Source organism: Enterobacter cloacae complex sp. ECC445, from assembly GCF_021892025.1.
GTDB lineage: Bacteria > Pseudomonadota > Gammaproteobacteria > Enterobacterales > Enterobacteriaceae > Enterobacter > Enterobacter chengduensis.
In genome coordinates this window covers 14402-31797 of sequence record NZ_JAKLRZ010000027.1, presented here as the reverse complement: position 1 = coordinate 31797, position 17396 = coordinate 14402, and the positions used below count along the sequence as shown (strand labels likewise).

Annotated in this window: 16 protein-coding genes; 4 read left to right on the top strand and 12 right to left on the bottom strand. The window is 56.7% G+C overall.

From position 1 onward, the window contains the following. Positions 1 to 9: 9 nt before the first annotated feature. Entirely contained in the window at positions 10 to 1410 is a 1401-nt protein-coding gene (locus L6R44_RS19355) for an MFS transporter (RefSeq protein ID WP_237425144.1), read from the bottom strand. A 225-nt stretch (positions 1411 to 1635) separates the two neighbouring features. Here L6R44_RS19355 and L6R44_RS19350 point away from each other — a divergent pair, with 225 nt between their 5' ends. Beyond that, positions 1636 to 2445 (top strand): helix-turn-helix domain-containing protein, encoded by an 810-nt coding sequence (locus tag L6R44_RS19350; protein ID WP_032644454.1) that lies wholly within the window; start codon positions 1636 to 1638, stop codon positions 2443 to 2445. Here L6R44_RS19350 and araD read toward each other — a convergent pair whose 3' ends face one another. The 8 genes from araD to yiaK form a co-directional block, all read right to left on the bottom strand. Continuing rightward, positions 2446 to 3141, bottom strand: coding sequence for an L-ribulose-5-phosphate 4-epimerase (gene araD, locus L6R44_RS19345; protein ID WP_032644455.1), 696 nt, complete (start codon positions 3139 to 3141; stop codon positions 2446 to 2448). Beyond that, a complete protein-coding gene (locus L6R44_RS19340) occupies positions 3135 to 3995 on the bottom strand; it encodes an L-ribulose-5-phosphate 3-epimerase (protein WP_237425143.1) in 861 nt (286 codons plus the stop codon). Before L6R44_RS19340 ends, araD begins: the two co-directional genes overlap by 7 nt. Before the next feature lie 2 nt (positions 3996 to 3997). Next, positions 3998 to 4651, bottom strand: coding sequence for a 3-keto-L-gulonate-6-phosphate decarboxylase UlaD (gene ulaD, locus L6R44_RS19335; protein WP_237425142.1), 654 nt, complete (start codon positions 4649 to 4651; stop codon positions 3998 to 4000). Beyond that, a complete protein-coding gene (locus tag L6R44_RS19330) occupies positions 4648 to 6153 on the bottom strand; it encodes an FGGY-family carbohydrate kinase (RefSeq protein ID WP_237425141.1) in 1506 nt (501 codons plus the stop codon). Before L6R44_RS19330 ends, ulaD begins: the two co-directional genes overlap by 4 nt. Positions 6154 to 6248: 95 nt before the next feature. Next, positions 6249 to 7568: an MFS transporter gene (locus L6R44_RS19325; protein WP_237425140.1), complete on the bottom strand. Its 1320-nt coding sequence runs from the start codon at positions 7566 to 7568 to the stop codon at positions 6249 to 6251. A gap of 44 nt (positions 7569 to 7612) precedes the next feature. Beyond that, on the bottom strand, positions 7613 to 8539 hold the full coding sequence (locus L6R44_RS19320) for a DUF4862 family protein (RefSeq protein ID WP_237425139.1): 927 nt from the start codon (positions 8537 to 8539) through the stop codon (positions 7613 to 7615). 26 nt (positions 8540 to 8565) lie between these two features. Continuing rightward, positions 8566 to 9033: a YhcH/YjgK/YiaL family protein gene (locus L6R44_RS19315; RefSeq protein ID WP_237425138.1), complete on the bottom strand. Its 468-nt coding sequence runs from the start codon at positions 9031 to 9033 to the stop codon at positions 8566 to 8568. A gap of 9 nt (positions 9034 to 9042) precedes the next feature. Next, a complete protein-coding gene (yiaK, locus tag L6R44_RS19310; protein WP_237425137.1) occupies positions 9043 to 10041 on the bottom strand; it encodes a 3-dehydro-L-gulonate 2-dehydrogenase in 999 nt (332 codons plus the stop codon). Positions 10042 to 10265: 224 nt separating this feature from the next. On the opposite strand from yiaK, the gene yiaJ reads away from it, so the two are divergent. Together yiaJ and L6R44_RS19300 are read left to right on the top strand one after the other, a co-directional pair. Next, a complete protein-coding gene (yiaJ, locus tag L6R44_RS19305; protein ID WP_021242452.1) occupies positions 10266 to 11084 on the top strand; it encodes an IclR family transcriptional regulator YiaJ in 819 nt (272 codons plus the stop codon). 3 nt (positions 11085 to 11087) lie between these two features. Next, positions 11088 to 11543, top strand: a complete 456-nt coding sequence (locus L6R44_RS19300; protein ID WP_237425136.1) for a 4Fe-4S dicluster domain-containing protein — start codon at positions 11088 to 11090, stop codon at positions 11541 to 11543. Between the two features lie 4 nt (positions 11544 to 11547). Here L6R44_RS19300 and avtA read toward each other — a convergent pair whose 3' ends face one another. Next, the gene (gene avtA, locus L6R44_RS19295; protein ID WP_032644464.1) at positions 11548 to 12804 is read right to left on the bottom strand and encodes a valine--pyruvate transaminase; all 1257 of its coding nucleotides are present in this window, start codon (positions 12802 to 12804) and stop codon (positions 11548 to 11550) included. 189 nt (positions 12805 to 12993) lie between these two features. Next, the gene (locus L6R44_RS19290) at positions 12994 to 15024 is read right to left on the bottom strand and encodes an alpha-amylase (RefSeq protein ID WP_237425135.1); all 2031 of its coding nucleotides are present in this window, start codon (positions 15022 to 15024) and stop codon (positions 12994 to 12996) included. A 315-nt stretch (positions 15025 to 15339) separates the two neighbouring features. Between L6R44_RS19290 and L6R44_RS19285 the strand changes: the two genes are divergently transcribed. Beyond that, positions 15340 to 16164, top strand: a complete 825-nt coding sequence (locus L6R44_RS19285; RefSeq protein ID WP_032644466.1) for a protein bax — start codon at positions 15340 to 15342, stop codon at positions 16162 to 16164. Between the two features lie 39 nt (positions 16165 to 16203). Here the strand turns inward: L6R44_RS19285 and xylR are convergent, their stop codons facing one another. Beyond that, on the bottom strand, positions 16204 to 17382 hold the full coding sequence (gene xylR, locus L6R44_RS19280; protein WP_237425134.1) for a D-xylose utilization transcriptional activator XylR: 1179 nt from the start codon (positions 17380 to 17382) through the stop codon (positions 16204 to 16206). Between the last annotated feature and the right edge of the window lie 14 nt (positions 17383 to 17396).

The window sequence follows — 17396 nt, the reverse complement described above, 5'->3', positions numbered from 1 at the left end:
GCGTTCTCCTCAGGACGATACGTGACGCTGGCGCAGGTCGGTGGCAATGCGCGACATCATAGGGTTGTTAAGCCTGCACCAGCGGATAGCGACAGCCAGCAGCAGGTGAAAAAGGGCGGGCAGCAATGTCTCCATGGCGGTGATGCCCTGTAACGAGGCTGGCGTCTGGTTGCCCACGCCCGGCTGATAGGCCACGGCGATAAACACCAGGCTGATGATCCCGGCGCTGGACGCCCACGCGAGCTTGATGAAAAACAGGTTGAAGGCGAAGTTCATGCCTGAAGAGCGCACGCCGGTTTTCCATTCGCCGTAGTCATCGGCAAAAGCCATCAGCGAAAAGTGCAGCGGCAGGGTGAAACCCAAAATTACGCCGTTACTTAAAATGACGATCAGCCAGAGTGTCTGCTGCGCCGGGCTAGCCGGCAGAAACCACATGCCCACCGCGAGCGCGGCGAGCACCAGGTTGGTGTAGTAGTAGAGCTTGACGGTATCAATACGGCGCGACAGCGGGCTGACGATAACCGCGCCCAGAATGGCGGCAAAGGTCACCATCGTGAAAAAAAGCGAGGTATAAGCCGTGCTGCCGTGAAGCACGTAGGTGATGAAGTACATATATCCACCACCGCGAATGTTGAAGACATTGATCAGCAAGAAGGACATCACCAGCATCAGCAGCAGCTGATCGTTTTGACGCAGACCGGCCAGATGCTCCCGCAGGGTGAATTTGCCCATCAGCGCCAGCGGGACGCGCTCGCGCACCCAGAAAAAGCAGCACAGGAACATCACCACGGCGATGGCGCACAGCACGCCGACGCCAAGCTGATAACCTTTCGCGGCATCTCCCTGGCCTAATTCAGCGACCAGCCACGGCAGGCCCACGGAGACCAAAAAGCCCGCCACGCCGCACAGCACGAAGCGCCAGGACTGGCAGGATATGACCTCGTTGTGACGGGTTGTCATGGTGTTGATTAGCGCGCAGTAGGGCACGTTGATGGCGGTGTAACCCACGGACAATAGCAAATAAGTGCCGAACGCCCAGGCGATTTTCACCCCCATACCGGCTTCCGGTACGGTGAAAGTCATCACTCCGATAATCCCTATCGGGAAGGCGATCCACAGCTGCCAGGGACGAAAACGTCCCCAGCGGCTCTGCGTACGGTCGGCAATGACGCCCATCACCGGATCGGAAATCGCGTCAAACACGCGAAGGGCAATAAACAGCGTGCCCACCAGCGCGGGAGTGAGGCCAAAGACATCGGTATAGAAAAAGGTCAGAAAATTCATAATCAGGCAGGTGATCACGGTGCCGCCCGCATCGCCCAGGCCGTAGCCCATTTTCTCGCGGACGGACAAGCGGCTATCTGTTGCCTCTTGCGTCACGTCTGATTCTGTCATCGGTGTGGAAGTCATGAAGTAACTCCTCGGTAATCGAATTTATTATCGTATTTGTGCAAGGTACGCATTTATTCTGCACCGAACGGAGAGGCCAACAAGGGAAGGGAAAAGTATAAAAAGATGACGATTCCGACCTGATGATAAAAATGTGATTCCGATCGGACAGTTATTCGAATATTGATTAATAATCAAAGCGTAAGTTGAATATAAACGGCAATAAAAGCGGAATGGTGAATATCCATGCTTGAATTATCCATAGCGCTTCCGATTAAGGTCCAAAATGGCGGGTTATTTATCTCCCGGGGCGTGGGCCGCCACCCTGCGCGAAAATTAACGTCGTGGGAGATTATTTTTGTCGAAAAAGGGACATTAACGATCCAGGAAGAAAATACGGTATTTGACGTGAAGGCGGGCGAGAGTTTGCTGCTTTGGCCTGGCAGGCGACATGTAGGCGTCGGCGACTTTCCTGCCGATCTTAAATTTTACTGGCTGCATTTTGAGGTTGAGCATCACCCGCCCCGATTACCCAATTTGGCAATAGAACAACATTGCCGAGTGAGGGATGCACAGTATGTGATTTCTCTTTTTCGCCAGTTCCTGAGTGAGCAGGAGAAATTACAGCGAAGCGTGGCGCTTGAAATCATTCTATTACTGATTTTGCAGCAAATTTCCATTTCATCAGGATATGAAGATAATGCTGATGAAGCCGGTGCGGCGATGGCGTGGAAGGCGAAGCAGCTTATTCGCACGCAGTTTCATTTACCCCTTTCGACGTCGCAGCTGGCAAAAGCGTTGCACTGCAATGCCGATTATCTCGGGCGCGTGTTTCGCCGGACGTTCCATTTAACCCTGACGGAGGCGATACATCGCCAGCGCGTCAGGGCAGCGGAAAAGCTGTTGCTGGATGGTTCTGCTTCGCTTACTGAAGTGGCAACCCGCTGCGGTTTTAATGACGTGGGGTATTTTCGGCAGATCTTTTCGAAGCATACCGGGCTAACGCCCGCCGTCTGGAAACGGCGGTACTGTAAAGAGCATATCAATTCCGGCTGATTACTGCCCGTAATAGGCATTCGCTCCATGCTTGCGCAGATAATGTTTATCGAGAAGTTCCTGCTGCATAACCGGAAGCTGTGGCGCGAGCTGGCGCGAGAACAGGCCCATATAGGCGCACTCTTCCAGCACGACGGCATTGTGGACCGCATCGGCAGCGTCTTTACCCCAGGCGAACGGGCCGTGGGAGTGGACCAGCACCGCCGGGATCTGCATCGGGCTTAAGTCGCGCTCCTCGAAGGTTTTGATGATAACTTCACCCGTCTGGTATTCGTATTCCCCGGCAATCTCTGCCGCGGTCATCGGGCGCGTGCAGGGAATGGACCCGTAGAAATAGTCCGCGTGCGTGGTACCCCAGGCGGGTAGGTCGAGCCCCGCCTGCGACCAGATAGTGGCGTGGCGAGAGTGGGTATGCACGATGCCGCCAATCTCCGGATAACGGCGATACAGCGCAAGATGGGTGGGCGTGTCGGAAGAGGGCTTTTTATTCCCCTCGACAACCTGACCCGTGGCGATATTCACCACCACCATATCCTCCGCCGCCATCACGTCGTACTCCACGCCGGAGGGCTTAATTACCATCATGCCGCTTTGGCGGTCCACGGCGCTGACGTTGCCCCAGGTAAAGGTCACCAGCTGGTGGGCGGGCAGCGCCAGGTTTGCTGCCAGCACCTCGGCTTTGAGCTGTTCTAACATGTCATGCCTCCTTCCTGCATACGGGCTTCAATCCAGCGGCGCGCCTGGATAATCTCCAGCACCGGCTCTTTTGCTTTTTCAGTCCACATTTCAATCAGAAACGCGCCGCGATAGTTCAGTTGATTCAGGGTGTTAAAGACGCCGACAAAATCGACGCAGCCTTCGCCAAACGGCACGTCGCGAAACTGTCCGGGGCTTTGCGCGGTAACGGGTTGGGTATCTTTCAGGTGAATCGCCGCAATGCGGTCAATGCCCAGCGTCAGCTCGGCGGTGACGTCGTTACCCCACGCGCTCAGGTTGCCGACGTCCGGGTAAACGCTGAACCACGGCGAGGCGAGCATCTCGTCCCATTTTTTCCATTTGCTGATGGAGTTCATAAACGCGGTATCCATGATCTCCACCGCCAGCATCACCTGTGCGCCGGCGGCCTGCTCCACGGCCCACGCCAGCCCGTCGGCAAAGCGCTGCTGCGTTCCCTCGTCATGCTCTTCGTAATAAACGTCGTACCCGGCAAGCTGGATGGTGCGAATGCCCAGGTCACGCGCCAGCCTGATGGCTTTGGTCATGATCTCCCGGGCGCGTTCTCGCACGGTTTCATCGCGGCTGCCAAACGGGAAGCGACGGTGGGCAGACAGGCACATGGATGGGATAGACACCCCCGTTTCCAGCATCGCTTCAACCAGAGAGGCGCGCTGCGCGGTGCTCCACTCGAGGCGTGACAAACGCTCGTCGGTTTCGTCGACTGACATCTCGACAAAATCGAACCCGCAGCTTTTCGCCAGTACCAGCCGTTCCGGCCAGGAGAGATCTTTTGGCAGCGCTTTTTCGTAAATCCCTAACGGATGCTGACGCATGGTTACGCTCCCCAGATGTCGCGAATGTTCGAATGGAATGCCTCAGCCACCTGCTGCGGATTGGCTGCGCCCGCCAGCGCGCGGCCGGCAATAAAGGCTTTAACGTTGATCTGCTTAAAGAGCGGCAGATCGGCGGGAGTGATGCCGCCGGTAATCGAAAGCTGTAAACCGATGTCGGAGAGCGCTTTCATTTTTGCGAGATCCGCCTCGCCCCACTGCTGGCCGCTCGCCTGCGCGTCGCGCCCGCGGTGATAAATGGCCTGCTTCACGCCAATGCGATGCCATGCGCGAGCATCGTCCAGCGTCCAGTTACCGAAGAGCTCCATCTGGATTTCTCCCCCGCAGCGCAGGGCCACCTCGTGGCCGCGTTCAACGGTCGCCAGCGGCGCGGCGCAGATGATGGTCATCCAGTTCGCACCCGCGCCAAACGCCTGCTCTGCCAGGGTTTCTCCGGCGTCGGCCACCTTCCAGTCCGCAACGATGATTTTATTCGGGCACTGCTCGCGCAGGGCGCGCACGGCGTTTAGCCCTTCGGTCAGGCACAAAATGGTGCCCGCTTCGACGATATCGACGCAATTCGCGAGCGTCGCGACATCGCGCTGCGCGGCCTGAAGAGAGGTATGGTCGAGCGCCAGCTGCAGTAATGGTCGGCTCATAGGTCGTACTCCTTAACTCGGGCGTGGTAGCCCTGAAGTGCTGAAATCAGTAACTGGTAGCGGTGATATTTGCGCTGGTAGGCCGCATGGGCGCGCATGTCGGGTGCAATGACGCGAATGTCGTGTCGGAGGGCGCTTTGCGCCGCATGGAAATCGGGATACACGCCGGTGCCGACGAGGGCGGCCAGCGCCGCGCCGGAACAGCCGGTCTCTTCCACCTGCGGCAGTTCAATCGCCAGCCCGCTGACGTCCGCGAGCATTTGCATCCACACGTCCGAATGGGCGGGACCACCGGTCACGCGCAGGGCATGAACGTGGGTAAAGCGTTCGAGCATGCGGTTGAGGTGGGTCATGTGGCTGAACACCACGCCCTCATAAACCGCCTGCAGCAGGTGCGCGCGGGTGTGTAGCGCCTGCATCCCGTAGAAACCGCTGGTCATCTCCAGCCCGGCGTTGCTGCCATAGAGGAACGGCAGGAAGAACAGGTCGCTTCCGGCCTTCGGCTGGCTGGCAACCGCGCGGTTGATCTCATCGAATGACATGTCGCCCCATTGCGCGGTGAGCCACTCAAGGTTGCCGGACGAGGTCGGGCTGGCTTCGTGAACGATATACTGCTGCGGGTGCACGTAGCGGCCATAGACGTACGGGAAGGGTTCGTTGCTGCGAAGCGCACTGGCTATCCCGCTGGTGACGGCCCAGGTGCCCATCACGGCGTTTAGCGTGTGTGGGTCTTGCAGCCCGGCACAGACTGCGGTGGAAACCACGTCAAACAGTCCACCCACGACGGGCGTGCCCGCCGCGAGACCGGTAAGGGTGGCTGCCTGAGCGGTGATTTCCCCGCAAATTTCTGCTGAACCGACAATTGGCGGCAGGGCGTCGTCAATTTCGCCGATCCCGAGCCAGCGCGTTAGCTGGGGGTCGTATTTCCCGGTATTCATGTTGTAGAGGTTGGACTCGGAGATGTTGCTATCCTCGCAGCCTTTCACGCCGGTCAGGCACCAGCGCAGATAGTCGTGCGCCATCATCACGCAGCCAATCTGCTGGTACCGCTGCGGTTCGTTCTCTTTGACCCAGCGCAGAAGCGAGGCCGGGTGCCCGGTCCACAGGGTCTGGCGCGTATGCGGGTAGAGCTTTTCGGGAATGCCGTCCTGCTGCCAGCGCTGCACAATTTCCAGCGCCCTGCGGTCAGAGGAGAGTATGGCGTTGCCCAACGGTTGGTTCTGTTTATCAAGCAGAAACAGCCCTTTACCTTGCGCAGATATACCGACCCCTTTGATCTGGTTGCCGTTTACGCCTGAACGCTTGAGCAGCACGGCGAGGGTTGCGTGGCAGTCTTGCCACAGATGATGCATGTCCCGCTCGGCGTAGCCCGCTCGCGGGCTGAGCGTGGCAACGGCGCGGCGCTCGATGCAAACCTCTTTACCCTGGCTGTTGTATAAACCGGCTTTCAGATAAGTACCGCCACAATCGATACCCAGCCAGAAGGGCTCTTTTTCACTCATCTTCGTCTCACTTATTCGCCGGGTGGCGCTGCGCTTACCCGGCCTACGGTTCGGTTTTCTCCCTCTTCCCGTGGGAGAGGGCTGGGGTGAGGGAATCAGGCCGCACGCTTGTGCGGATTTACCGTGGGGTTAGGCTCTGCCCCGGCATCGCACTTCGCCGGTAACAGCAGGGCCAGCAGCGACGCCAGCGCCAGAGAAACGGCCAGGCAGTAAACGCCCGCGTCTTTGCTGTACAGGGTGATCAATACCCCAACCGCATACGGGCCGCAGAAGCCACCGAGGTTACCCAGGGCGTTGATCACGCCGCGCGCGCCGCCCGCCATTTCTGCGCTGAACAGACGCGCCGGAATGGTCCAGAATACGCCCGCGGCGGATTGCAGGAAGAACCCACAGCCCACCAGTGCGGCATAGGCCAGCCAGGTGTTTGCTTTTAGCGCCACGGAGAGGAACATGCAGAGCGCAAAACCGATCAACGGCAGGGAGACAAACATCTTGCGCTTGCCGGTGCGGTCAGAAAGCGTAGAGAACAGGAACATCCCCGCAATGGCGCCGATGTAGGGCAGGATGGCGAGCATCCCCACCTGGCCGATGCTGGTGTGCGTCAGCTCCTTCAGAATGGTGGGCAGCCAGAGGGTGTAGCCGTAAATCCCGGTCTGGTAGAAGAAGTTCAGGGCGATCAGCTGCCACATGGTTTTGTCGGACAGCACGGCGCTGAGCGAGGCATTTTTCACCTCTTTTCCGGCGATGGCCTGCTGTTCAGCCGCCAGGGTTTTCACCAGATAGTTTTTCTCGGCCTCTGAAATCCAGCGGGCTTCCTGCGGACGGTCGTAAACGGTAAATGCCCAGAGCACCAGCACGACGACGGACATCAGGCCTTCAATGATGAACAGCCAGCGCCAGTCGAGTGCGGTAATAATCCAGCCCGATAGCGGGGCGGTGATGATCCCGGCGATGGGCACGAACATGATCACAATCGCGTTGGCGCGACCGCGCTCGGCATCCGGGAACCAGTTGCTGATCATGGTGAGCACTACGGGCAGCATCCCGCCTTCCGCCACGCCGAGTAAGAAGCGCAGCACCAGCAGCTGGTACTGATTCGTCACAAGACCCGTGAGCACCGAGATCGCCGCCCAGGCGACCAGCGACCAGCCGATAAATTTCTTGCCGCTGCCGTGCACGGCAATCTTGCCGCCGGGAACCTGCAGAAACAGATAGCCGATAAAAAATATCCCGCCCGCGAGGCCTGCCATGGTCGCGGTAATCCCTAATTCTTCATCCATCCCCCCCGGCATCGCAAACGCGATATTCACGCGGTCCATATATGAAATAATGCAGGCAATAAGAATAGGAGGAATGATTCTTAGCCAGCGCTGGCGCGGAATGTCCGCATGTAGAGTTTGAGTAGAAATATTCATCGTTAATCTCTCAGTAAGGTAACCGGAATAAACTTTTATTATTGTTATTGCGTTGCTTTATTCATTTGGCTAATGCCGTCGCGCAAAATGGCGATGCGATGACTGACGTCAGCATTAGCATTTATTTCCAGTAATTTAATACCGGAGAATTTCAACCTTGCGGCGCTCGCCGCAGTAAAGAGTGCTTTTGCCTGTTCGGTTGACAGTAAACTGTCGGCGCAGAACGAGGAAAATGGCGCGTGCAGATCCTGCCATTCACCGTACTCCCCGCCGGGAGCCGTGCCCGAAAACATCAGCGCACCCAGTTTTCCGGCCTTAAGCGCGGCCTGAACATGGTCAAGGGGAAGGGTAGTGTTACGGCCTTCGATGGCCGACCGCGCCCAGTTGATGCAGACGCTGATATCCGTCTCTTTCACCACCTCCAGCACCTGCTCTAAGGGCAGGAAGCCTTTACGGGGTGCGGCGCCGGTCATGGCATCGCAGTGTTCCAGCACCAGATCGCAGCCCCAGTCCCAGCGTGCTATTTCACGGATGGAGCGGGAAAACGCCTCGGTGGCTTGTTCGACCGAGGCATTGCCCGCCTGCGGTGCGGCCTGCATCTCAAGCGCCATCACTTTCCCCGGGAAGCGGGTATTCACAGCGTTAATTTTATGGTGCAAATGCCGGTAAAATTCGACACACGCTTTACGCTGCGCCTCGTCGGCAGATGCCAGGCCAAACGCGCCGTTGATGCCGCGACGGCGCATGGTTTCCATGACCGCCGTGACCACAATTTGCCAGTCCCCCGGCGTATGGCGAAACAGCCATTCATCGCCAAGGGGATGGAGATTTTCAAGGCACGGCTGTTCCAGCCCGCGAATATTTGGCGTGTCGGAAAGTTCCCGCCAGAAGGCGTATTCTTCCTGTTCCCCTTTCTGGTGAAACGAGGGTGCGCAGGGGTACGCACCAATAATAAAACCGGTGTTGGTCATTTCGCATTCCTGTATTTATCAGAAAATTAATCTAATTCGCTGATTGCCACTTTCACCACAATTTTACGAATTGTGGTTTCCTTGTTTTTAATACAGGCAGGACGGTGCACATCCTGCGGGAAAAATAGGGCATAGCTGCCGGGAGTCATGTCGATAAACGATTCGTTTTCACTGTCGTGATAAAAAATAATATCGCGCTGTTCCAGCAGTGATTCGCTTATTTCGTTATTGCCGGTATCAATCGCGATACCGATTTTCTCTTCGCCCCAGGCCAGGAACTGTATATCCAGATAACGGCGATGCACTTCCGGCCGGTTCTCGTGCGGTTCCTTTGTGGTGAGATCCAGAACCTGAGCAAAAATGTTACGCCCTTCAATTTCTACTACGCCTGGCGCCAGGGTGGTGAAATCCGTCGTGCGCAGAAAATTAAGCGCTTTTTCAATCCCCTGCGGCAGGCGACACGGATTTGGCTGGGAAATATGTCCGAATATCATGGCCCCTCCTTACAGAGACTGGATTTTCGCCCACACGCTGTCGTCAACCGTGATGCCGTTGCGGCGGTTCTCTTCCAGCAAACGGGTGAACTCATGCCCCGGCAGGCGGACGGCGACATTCTCATCCGCGCGTTCGGCCGTGGTGATGAAGTCCATGATGCGCTGCAGTTTGGCATCGCGGGTTGGGCCGTCGATCAGGCGATCCACCTCGATGGCGATGAAGATCTGCGATACGCCGTACTCGTCGCTGTTGTCCTGGGTGACTTCCGCGACGGACGATCCGTTCGAGAGCAGGGTGGCGATCATGTCGAGGACGATGGATAAGCCGGACCCTTTCCAGTAGCCCATGGGCAGAATTCGGCGGTTTTTCTCGATCGTGCCCGGCTCTCGGGTGAGGTTGCCTTCGTCGTCGAAGCCGCCATCGACCGGCAGCTCGCGCCCGGCCAGGCGATTCACCTCCAGCATGCCGTAGGAGAACATCGACATCGACATGTCGACCATGGTGATCGGGTTAGAGGGAATAGCCACGATCAGCGGGTTGGTGCCGATGCAGCACTCTTTTGATCCCCACGCGGGCATCACGGCAATGGAGTTGGTCCAGCAAATGCCGATATAGCCCTTCTCCGCCGCCTGCCAGCCGTAGCTGCCGCCGCGCATCCAGTGGTTCGCGTTACGCAGTGCCACCAGACCAATGCCGTGATCGGAGGCCAGCTCGGTGGCGCGATCCATCATCTTCTTCGCCGTCAGGTTGCCGATGGAGCGCTGCGCATCCCACTGTTCGATGGCGCCTAACGTCATCACCCGTTTGGGCTGGGCGTCAGGAATGATATCCCCTGCATCAAGCTGCTGAATAAAGCGCGGGAAGCGGTTCACGCCGTGTGAATAGACGCCGGATTCCGTGGTGCGGGCAAACATCTCGGCGCAGGCGTCTGCGGCTTCCGCCTTCACGCCGCGATCGAGCAGAACCCGATTGAACGCCGCTTTCAACTCTTCAAAGGTCACTTTCATCCCTGTTCTCCTGTTCTTTTAAGGGCAAGTGCGAGTGCTTTTTTATCGCTAAATTTCACTATACGAAATCTGATTTCAAATATAGCGATCAAAATTTGTCAGATCAACGACATTCATGTTTTTCAAAATCGATTAAAATCAAACGGTTGTGTTTTTTCTGTTGAGATCGTGAACTGACCCACACTTTGCGCTACCATCAGAGCGCGATAAAAAGGAGCCATGTAATGAGCATGAAAGAGAGCGAAATGACGCAAGAAAAAGAGAGGCCCGCAGGTAGCCAGAGCTTGTTTCGCGGCCTGATGCTGATTGAGATCCTCAGCAACTATCCGAACGGGTGTCCGCTTGCGCATTTATCGGAACTGGCGGGGTTGAATAAGAGTACCGTGCACCGGCTGTTGCAGGGGTTGCAGTCATGCGGGTACGTCACGCCAGCACCCGCGGCGGGCAGCTATCGCCTGACCACCAAATTTATCGCCGTCGGGCAAAAGGCGCTGTCGTCGCTGAATATCATTCACGTGGCGGCGCCGCACCTCGAAGCGCTGAATATTGCGACCGGCGAAACGGTGAACTTTTCCAGCCGGGAAGACGACCACGCGATACTGATTTATAAGCTCGAACCGACAACCGGCATGCTGCGCACGCGCGCCTATATCGGCCAGCATATGCCGCTCTACTGCTCTGCAATGGGTAAAATCTACATGGCGTTTGGCCATCAGGATTACGTGGCGAGCTACTGGGAAAGCCATCAGGAACAGATCCAGCCTTTGACGCGCAACACCATCACCGAGCTGAGCGCCATGTACGATGAGCTGGCGGAAATTCGCGATCGCAGCATGGCGATGGACAAAGAAGAGAACGAGCTGGGCGTCTCCTGTATTGCCGTGCCGGTGTTTGATATCCACGGCCGCGTCCCGTATGCCATCTCTATCTCACTATCAACGTCGCGCATGAAGCAGGTGGGCGAGAAGAACCTGCTCAAGCCGCTGCGCGAAACGGCCGAGGCTATCTCCAAAGAGCTGGGTTTTAACGTGCGCGAGGCGTAACCGATGAACCGATTTATCATGGCGGATGCGGAAAAATGCATCGGGTGCCGCACCTGCGAAGTGGCCTGTGCGGTGGCGCATCAGGACGACTTCACCGCTCAGATTTTCACCTCCCGCCTTCGGGTGGTGAAAGGGGACGCCTGCACAACGGCGGTGGGGTGTCATCAGTGCGAGGACGCCCCCTGTGCCAACGTCTGTCCAACCCACGCCATCAGCCGCACGGCGGGTGCCTGGCTCGTGGATCGGCGGCGCTGCATTGGGTGCAAAAGCTGTATGGTAGCGTGTCCGTTTGGGGCGATGCAGATACGGCTGGTGGGAAACAGGGCGCAAGCGCTGAAATGTGATTTATGCAGTCATCGCGAAGGCGGACCGGCCTGCGTGGAGGCCTGTCCAACCCACGCGCTGCGCTGCGTAGATCCCGCCAGATTACGCGCCGACCGGCTGTATAATCTGGGGTAAGAGCTTACTGACCGTTTTCGCGCCAGGCTTTTTCGATCTCTTCGGCCAAAATTTTGACACCCGCTTCGATTTTTTCCGGATCGGGCACGTAGTTCATGCGCATGCACTGGTGCGTATGCGGCCACGGCTTATCCAGACCCGGGAAGAAATAGTCCCCCGGCACCATCAGTACGCCGCGCTTTTTCAGGCGCTGATAGAGCAGTTCGGTGGTGATAGGTAAATCCTTAAACCACAGCCAGAGGAAAATCGCGCCTTCCGGTTTGTGGATCAGGCAGCGTTCTTCCGGCAAATAGCGACGAAGCGTCGCAATCGTCTCCTGAACGCGCTGGTAATAGAAAGGCTTGATCACGTCATTCGACAGACGCAGCAGGTCCTTGCGTTTGATCATTTCGCACATCATCGCCGGACCGATGCCGCCCGGTGAAAGGCTGATAATGCCGTTCATGTTGGTAATAGCGGTGATGATTTTCTCGTTGGCGATGATGATGCCGCAGCGGCTGCCCGGCAGGCCCAGCTTGGAGAGGCTCATGCACAGGACGATGTTCGGGTTCCACAGCGGGCGTGCTTCGCTGAAGATAATGCCCGGGAACGGCACGCCGTAGGCGTTATCAATCACCAGTGGGATGCCGTGCTGATTTGCCAGCGCATCCAGCTTCATCAGCTCGTCATCGGTGATCACGTTGCCCGTTGGGTTAGTTGGGCGCGATACGCAGATCATGCCCGTCTCTTCACCGATATGCAGGTGTTCAAAATCGACGTGATATTTGAACTGGCCTTCCGGCAGCAGCTCTATGTTTGGGCGCGCGGAGACGAACAGATCCTCTTCCAGGCCGGAATCGGCGTAGCCGATATACTCCGGAGCCAGCGGGAACAGCACCTTTTTGGTCGTGCCGTCGGCGCGACGTCCTGCGAACAGGTTAAACAAGTAGAAAAACGCGCTCTGACTGCCGTTTGTTAGTGCAATATTCTGTGGTTCGATATCCCAGCCGAGCTCGTCACGCAGCATGTCGGCGAGGAGCGCCAGCAGTTCGGTTTTACCCTGCGGGCCGTCGTAATTGCAGAGCGCGTCGGTCGCTTTGCCGCTTTCCAGCATCTGAGCGAGCAGCGTCTGGAAATAGGTATTCATCTCCGGGATTTGAGCCGGGTTTCCGCCGCCGAGCATGATTGCGCCCGGTGTGCGCAGCCCGTCGTTGAGGTCCTCCATCAGGCGAGTAATGCCTGAATGGCGGGTGAATTTGTCGCCGAAAAGTGAAAACGTCATAGCAGGTGATCTGTCGAGCTTATTTTGAAAGTGGGTAACCATAACGCTAGCACCGTGCTGGTGCAAATCGGGTGATGTGGTCGGATTTGTTGTTTTATCTGGCGGGAGTGGATTTATGTAGTGAATAGTTCTGGTTGATTTCCCTCACCCTAACCCTCTCCCATAGGGAGAGGGAACTGGAGTGTGCCGTTATTGATTACCTGCCCATACCACCATCACCTTATCGTCCTTGTGCTCGCGCACAAAGCCATACCCCTCTTTCAGCGACAGCGTGGTTTGCTTGCCTTCACCTATCGCCGGATGGCGGGCGCGGAACTGACCCAGCGTTTGCCAGTGGGTGACGGTTAAGGCCTGCTTGCCCGTGACGTCCTGCCAGTTCATATCCGAACGGGTGCCCTGCAGCGGGTCGGAGCCAGTCGGCCCGAACGGGCGCTCGGACTCATCCCCGTAATAGATTTGCACGCTGCCCGGTGCCAGCAGGAGCAGCTCCGCCGCGCGCTGGCCCCCTTCACGGAACAGGCGCGTATCGTGTGACGAGAGGTAGCTCAGCACGTTGAAGCTTTGCAGCTTCTCCGCCATCTGCTGCCAGGTGAGATCCATATCGGCCAGGCAATCCACCGCTTTTGCCGCCTGCTCCTGATAGTCAAAGTTAATCATCGCGTCAAAACCGTGGCGGTAATAATCGCTCTGCATCACCCCGTGGCCCCAGGATTCTCCGGTCATCCAGAAAGGCGCGTTGTCGAGTTTTTTGTCCGGGTTCGCCATTTTCCAGGCGGCCAGGGCCTGGCTCGCCTGGTCTTTCAGCTGTTGCCAGGCCGCAAGCTCAACGTGTTTCGCGGTATCGACCCTAAAGCCGTCGATGCCGTAGTCACGTACCCACTGGCTGAGCCAGTGGGTCAGATAATCGCGCGGGGTATAGCCCGGAATAGCTTTCGCGTGGGTATCGGGTTTGTGTTGATAGAAATTGGGTAACCCGGAAGGGACGGTGGATTCCGTTTTCAGGTCGGGCAGGAACGCCAGCGACATCGTCAAATCGTCAAAGCCGGGGTTGTCGTAATCACCGATGTCGGTACGGATCCATTTTTTGCCCCACCATTTTTCCCATGCGGCTTTGTCGCTGAAGTTAATGTAGTCATTAAAGCTGTGCCAGCTTTGGCCCGCGCCCGGCTTCCAATCGGTCCAGCGTTCTCCCAGCGTCTTTTTCAGCTCATCACCCTGCAGGTACAGGGCACCAAACTGATATTCCTGCATGTCCGCAAGCGTCGCGTAGCCCGTGTGGTTCATGACGATATCGAACAGGATGCGGATCCCGCGCTTGTGCGCTTCATCGACAAGCTGGCGCAGGTCATCCTCCGTCCCCATATTGGCGTCGAGCTTCGTCCAGTCCTGGGTGTAGTAGCCGTGATAGGCGTAGTGAGGGAAATCCCCTTTGGTACCGCCGCCTACCCAGCCGTGGATTTGCTCAAGCGGGGAGCTTATCCAGAGCGCGTTGACCCCCAGCTGCTGTAAATAATCGAGCTTGCTGGCGAGTCCCTTGAGGTCGCCGCCGTGGAACGTCCCGATCTCCTGCATACCGTCTTTATGGCGTCCGTAGCTGTTGTCGTTGCCCGGATCGCCATTTACGTAACGGTCGGTCAGCACAAAATAGACGGTGGCGTTTTGCCAGCTAAACGGCGCGGGCTTGTCGGTTTCGGCGCGCTCAAGCAGCAGCAGGCCGTTACTGTTGGCGGCTGGCTGCAGGGTAATTTTTCCATTCTGCACCGTCGCCGTCTGTTTACTGTAGTAGTCGCGCACGACGGAGCCTTCCGGGAAGGTACTGCTGACGTCGAGCGTCAGCGGCTTACCGTCCCACGTCGGGCACTGACGGATGACGTTTGCAACCGGCTGTTCTGCGGCACTTTGAATCGTCAGGAGTAGTGTGGGCGTGCCGGAGCGGGTATCAATCCGCATCTGGTATTCACCGTCGCGGAAAAGGCGCCACTGCGGCGGTGTGCCGTCACAGGGCTTGAGCGATAGCATCTCATTGAGTTTTATCGCGTCCGTAGGCTGCCAGCACGTCTTGTCAAAACTCAGCGTAAGAGGACGCGTACCCTTCGCAAGCTTTGCCTGGCTGGTGAAGATTCCGGTGCCTTCAGCGTGAAATGCGCTAAACCCCGGCGATGTCCAGTCAGCATGTGCCAGTGCGGGTAACATCAGAAAGGCGAGTGCGGTGCGTTTCATTCCTGGTTCCTGTCGCGGTATTTTTGGCCAGTGTGCCATCTGAGGCTGGGCAAAAACTCATCCCCTGTCGCTTTCTGCCGGGAGGATGCGTGAGGATGAGTGATCTCGCGCAAAATTAGGCAGTTATCTGCGATAGTGAACACAGTTTTTGTAGAATTGTTTTTTTTATGAGCAAGTTTCAGGTGACATAGTTTCGGAATTGGACTATTTCTATACGTGCTCTTGAAGTCTATTTTTGATATGATTTGAGATTCCGCTCTCAAATTTGTGAAAAAAATAAGGTGTTAGGATGATTACATCCGACCAGGAGACCTAATGATATCGACTCCCATTCGACGATATGGGGCTGCGATACTCATGTTACTCACCACGGCATTTTCGGGTGAGGTGCTTGCGAAGACGCACACGGATACAACGAGTAAGAAAGCCCACGTAATAAAGACGACAAGTAGTAAGGTTAGCAGTAAACAAGAGTATTCTCGCAATAGTGCAAAGAGTAGTTCACTTCCTGATTTGCGAAAATACCCTTCCGGGACACCAAGGAAAAAAGCGTTTCTCCGGACGGTAATGCCTTACATCACGAGTCAAAATGCCGCGATTACTGCGGATCGTAACTGGCTGATTTCTAAACAGTACGATAGCCGCTGGTCGCCGTCTGAACGCGCGCGTCTGAAAGATATCACTAAGCGCTATAAGCTGAGCTGGAACGGTAACACGCGTCGTGTGCCGTGGAATGCTCTCCTTGAGCGTGTCGATATCATCCCGAATAGCATGGTTGCGACCATGGCGGCAGCCGAAAGCGGCTGGGGTACGTCAAAGCTGGCACGCAGCAACAACAACCTTTTCGGCATGAAATGCGTGAAAGGGCGTTGTAACAATGCGCCAGGCAAGGTGAAAGGCTATTCGCAGTTTGAATCCGTGAAGGATTCCGTGAGCGCCTACGTGGTGAATTTGAATACGCATCCGGCCTACTCATCGTTCCGTAAATCACGCGCTCAGCTGCGTAAAGCGGATCAGGAAGTGACGGCCACCACGATGATCCACAAGCTGAAAGGTTATTCGACGAAGGGGCAGAGCTATAACAACTACCTGTTCGCCATGTATCAGGATAACCAGCGCTTAATCGCCGCACACATGTAATCTCAAAAAACGCCTTCTTATTTGAAGGCGTTTTCTTTTCTAAATCAGCACCTCGCTGTGGCGATCCCGGTACTCTTTTGGCGTGGTGTCATACTCTTTGCGGAACACCGAGTAGAAATATTGCAGCGACGGGTAACCGCACATCTGCGAGATTTCATTGATCGACAGCGATGTGGAGATGAGCAGGCTGCGGGCTTTCTCCAGCTTCTCCGCATGGATGACGGCATGGATGGTTTCGCCCACCTCTTCTTTAAAACGCTTCTCCAGATTCGAACGCGAAATGCCCACCGAATCCAGCACCTGATCGACCTTTATCCCTTTGCAGGCGTGGTTGCGAATATAGTGCATGGCCTGAATGACGGCCGGATCGCTTAAGGAGCGATAATCGGTTGAGCGGCGTTCTACGACGCGGACAGGCGGCACGAGCAGGCGCTGAAGCGGCAGAGATTCTTTATCCAGCAGACGATGCAGCAGCTTCGCCGCCTGATACCCCATCTGACGCGTGCCCTGCGCAACGGAGGAGAGCGCCACGCGGGAGAGATAGCGGGTAAGCTCTTCGTTATCAATGCCAATCACGCACAGCTTTTCGGGCACCGGTGTGTGTAAATGTTCGCAGACCTGCAGCACGTGGCGCGCGCGCGCGTCCGTCACGGCAATAATCCCGGTTTGTGGCGGCAGAGTTTGAAGCCAGTCAGCGAGGCGGTTTTGCGCGTGCTGCCAGTTTTCCGGTGCCGTTTCCAGCCCCTGGTATACCACGCCGCGATACTTCTCCTGCGCGACCAGCTGGCAGAACGCGTGTTCACGCTCAACGGCCCAGCGCTTGCCGCTGGTGGCGGGTAAACCATAGAACGCGAAGCGGTGGACGCCTTTCTCTTTTAGATGGAGAAAGGCGGCCTCGACCAGGGCATGGTTATCGGTGGCAATATAGTGAACCGGCGGATAGTGTTCGGGGGAATGGTAGGAGCCGCCGACGCCCACGATCGGAACGTCGACGTCGGTCAGCAGCTGCTCAATGACGGGATCGTCGTAGTCGGCGATGACGCCATCCCCCAGCCAGTCTTTGATGTTCTCGAGACGAGTGCGGAAATCCTCTTCAATAAAGATATCCCACTCAGATTGCGACGCCTGCAAATATTCGCCAACGCCTTCTACCACCTGACGGTCGTAGGCTTTGTTGGCATTGAATAACAACGTAATGCGGTGACGCTTTTCAAACATGGCTCACTTCCCAA

Coding starts and splice junctions, on each gene's coding strand:
- L6R44_RS19355 (WP_237425144.1), bottom strand. CDS start 1,410: ATGACTTCCACACCGATGACAGAATCAGACGTGACGCAAGAGGCAACA.
- L6R44_RS19350 (WP_032644454.1), top strand. CDS start 1,636: ATGCTTGAATTATCCATAGCGCTTCCGATTAAGGTCCAAAATGGCGGG.
- araD (WP_032644455.1), bottom strand. CDS start 3,141: ATGTTAGAACAGCTCAAAGCCGAGGTGCTGGCAGCAAACCTGGCGCTG.
- L6R44_RS19340 (WP_237425143.1), bottom strand. CDS start 3,995: ATGCGTCAGCATCCGTTAGGGATTTACGAAAAAGCGCTGCCAAAAGAT.
- ulaD (WP_237425142.1), bottom strand. CDS start 4,651: ATGAGCCGACCATTACTGCAGCTGGCGCTCGACCATACCTCTCTTCAG.
- L6R44_RS19330 (WP_237425141.1), bottom strand. CDS start 6,153: ATGAGTGAAAAAGAGCCCTTCTGGCTGGGTATCGATTGTGGCGGTACT.
- L6R44_RS19325 (WP_237425140.1), bottom strand. CDS start 7,568: ATGAATATTTCTACTCAAACTCTACATGCGGACATTCCGCGCCAGCGC.
- L6R44_RS19320 (WP_237425139.1), bottom strand. CDS start 8,539: ATGACCAACACCGGTTTTATTATTGGTGCGTACCCCTGCGCACCCTCG.
- L6R44_RS19315 (WP_237425138.1), bottom strand. CDS start 9,033: ATGATATTCGGACATATTTCCCAGCCAAATCCGTGTCGCCTGCCGCAG.
- yiaK (WP_237425137.1), bottom strand. CDS start 10,041: ATGAAAGTGACCTTTGAAGAGTTGAAAGCGGCGTTCAATCGGGTTCTG.
- yiaJ (WP_021242452.1), top strand. CDS start 10,266: ATGAGCATGAAAGAGAGCGAAATGACGCAAGAAAAAGAGAGGCCCGCA.
- L6R44_RS19300 (WP_237425136.1), top strand. CDS start 11,088: ATGAACCGATTTATCATGGCGGATGCGGAAAAATGCATCGGGTGCCGC.
- avtA (WP_032644464.1), bottom strand. CDS start 12,804: ATGACGTTTTCACTTTTCGGCGACAAATTCACCCGCCATTCAGGCATT.
- L6R44_RS19290 (WP_237425135.1), bottom strand. CDS start 15,024: ATGAAACGCACCGCACTCGCCTTTCTGATGTTACCCGCACTGGCACAT.
- L6R44_RS19285 (WP_032644466.1), top strand. CDS start 15,340: ATGATATCGACTCCCATTCGACGATATGGGGCTGCGATACTCATGTTA.
- xylR (WP_237425134.1), bottom strand. CDS start 17,382: ATGTTTGAAAAGCGTCACCGCATTACGTTGTTATTCAATGCCAACAAA.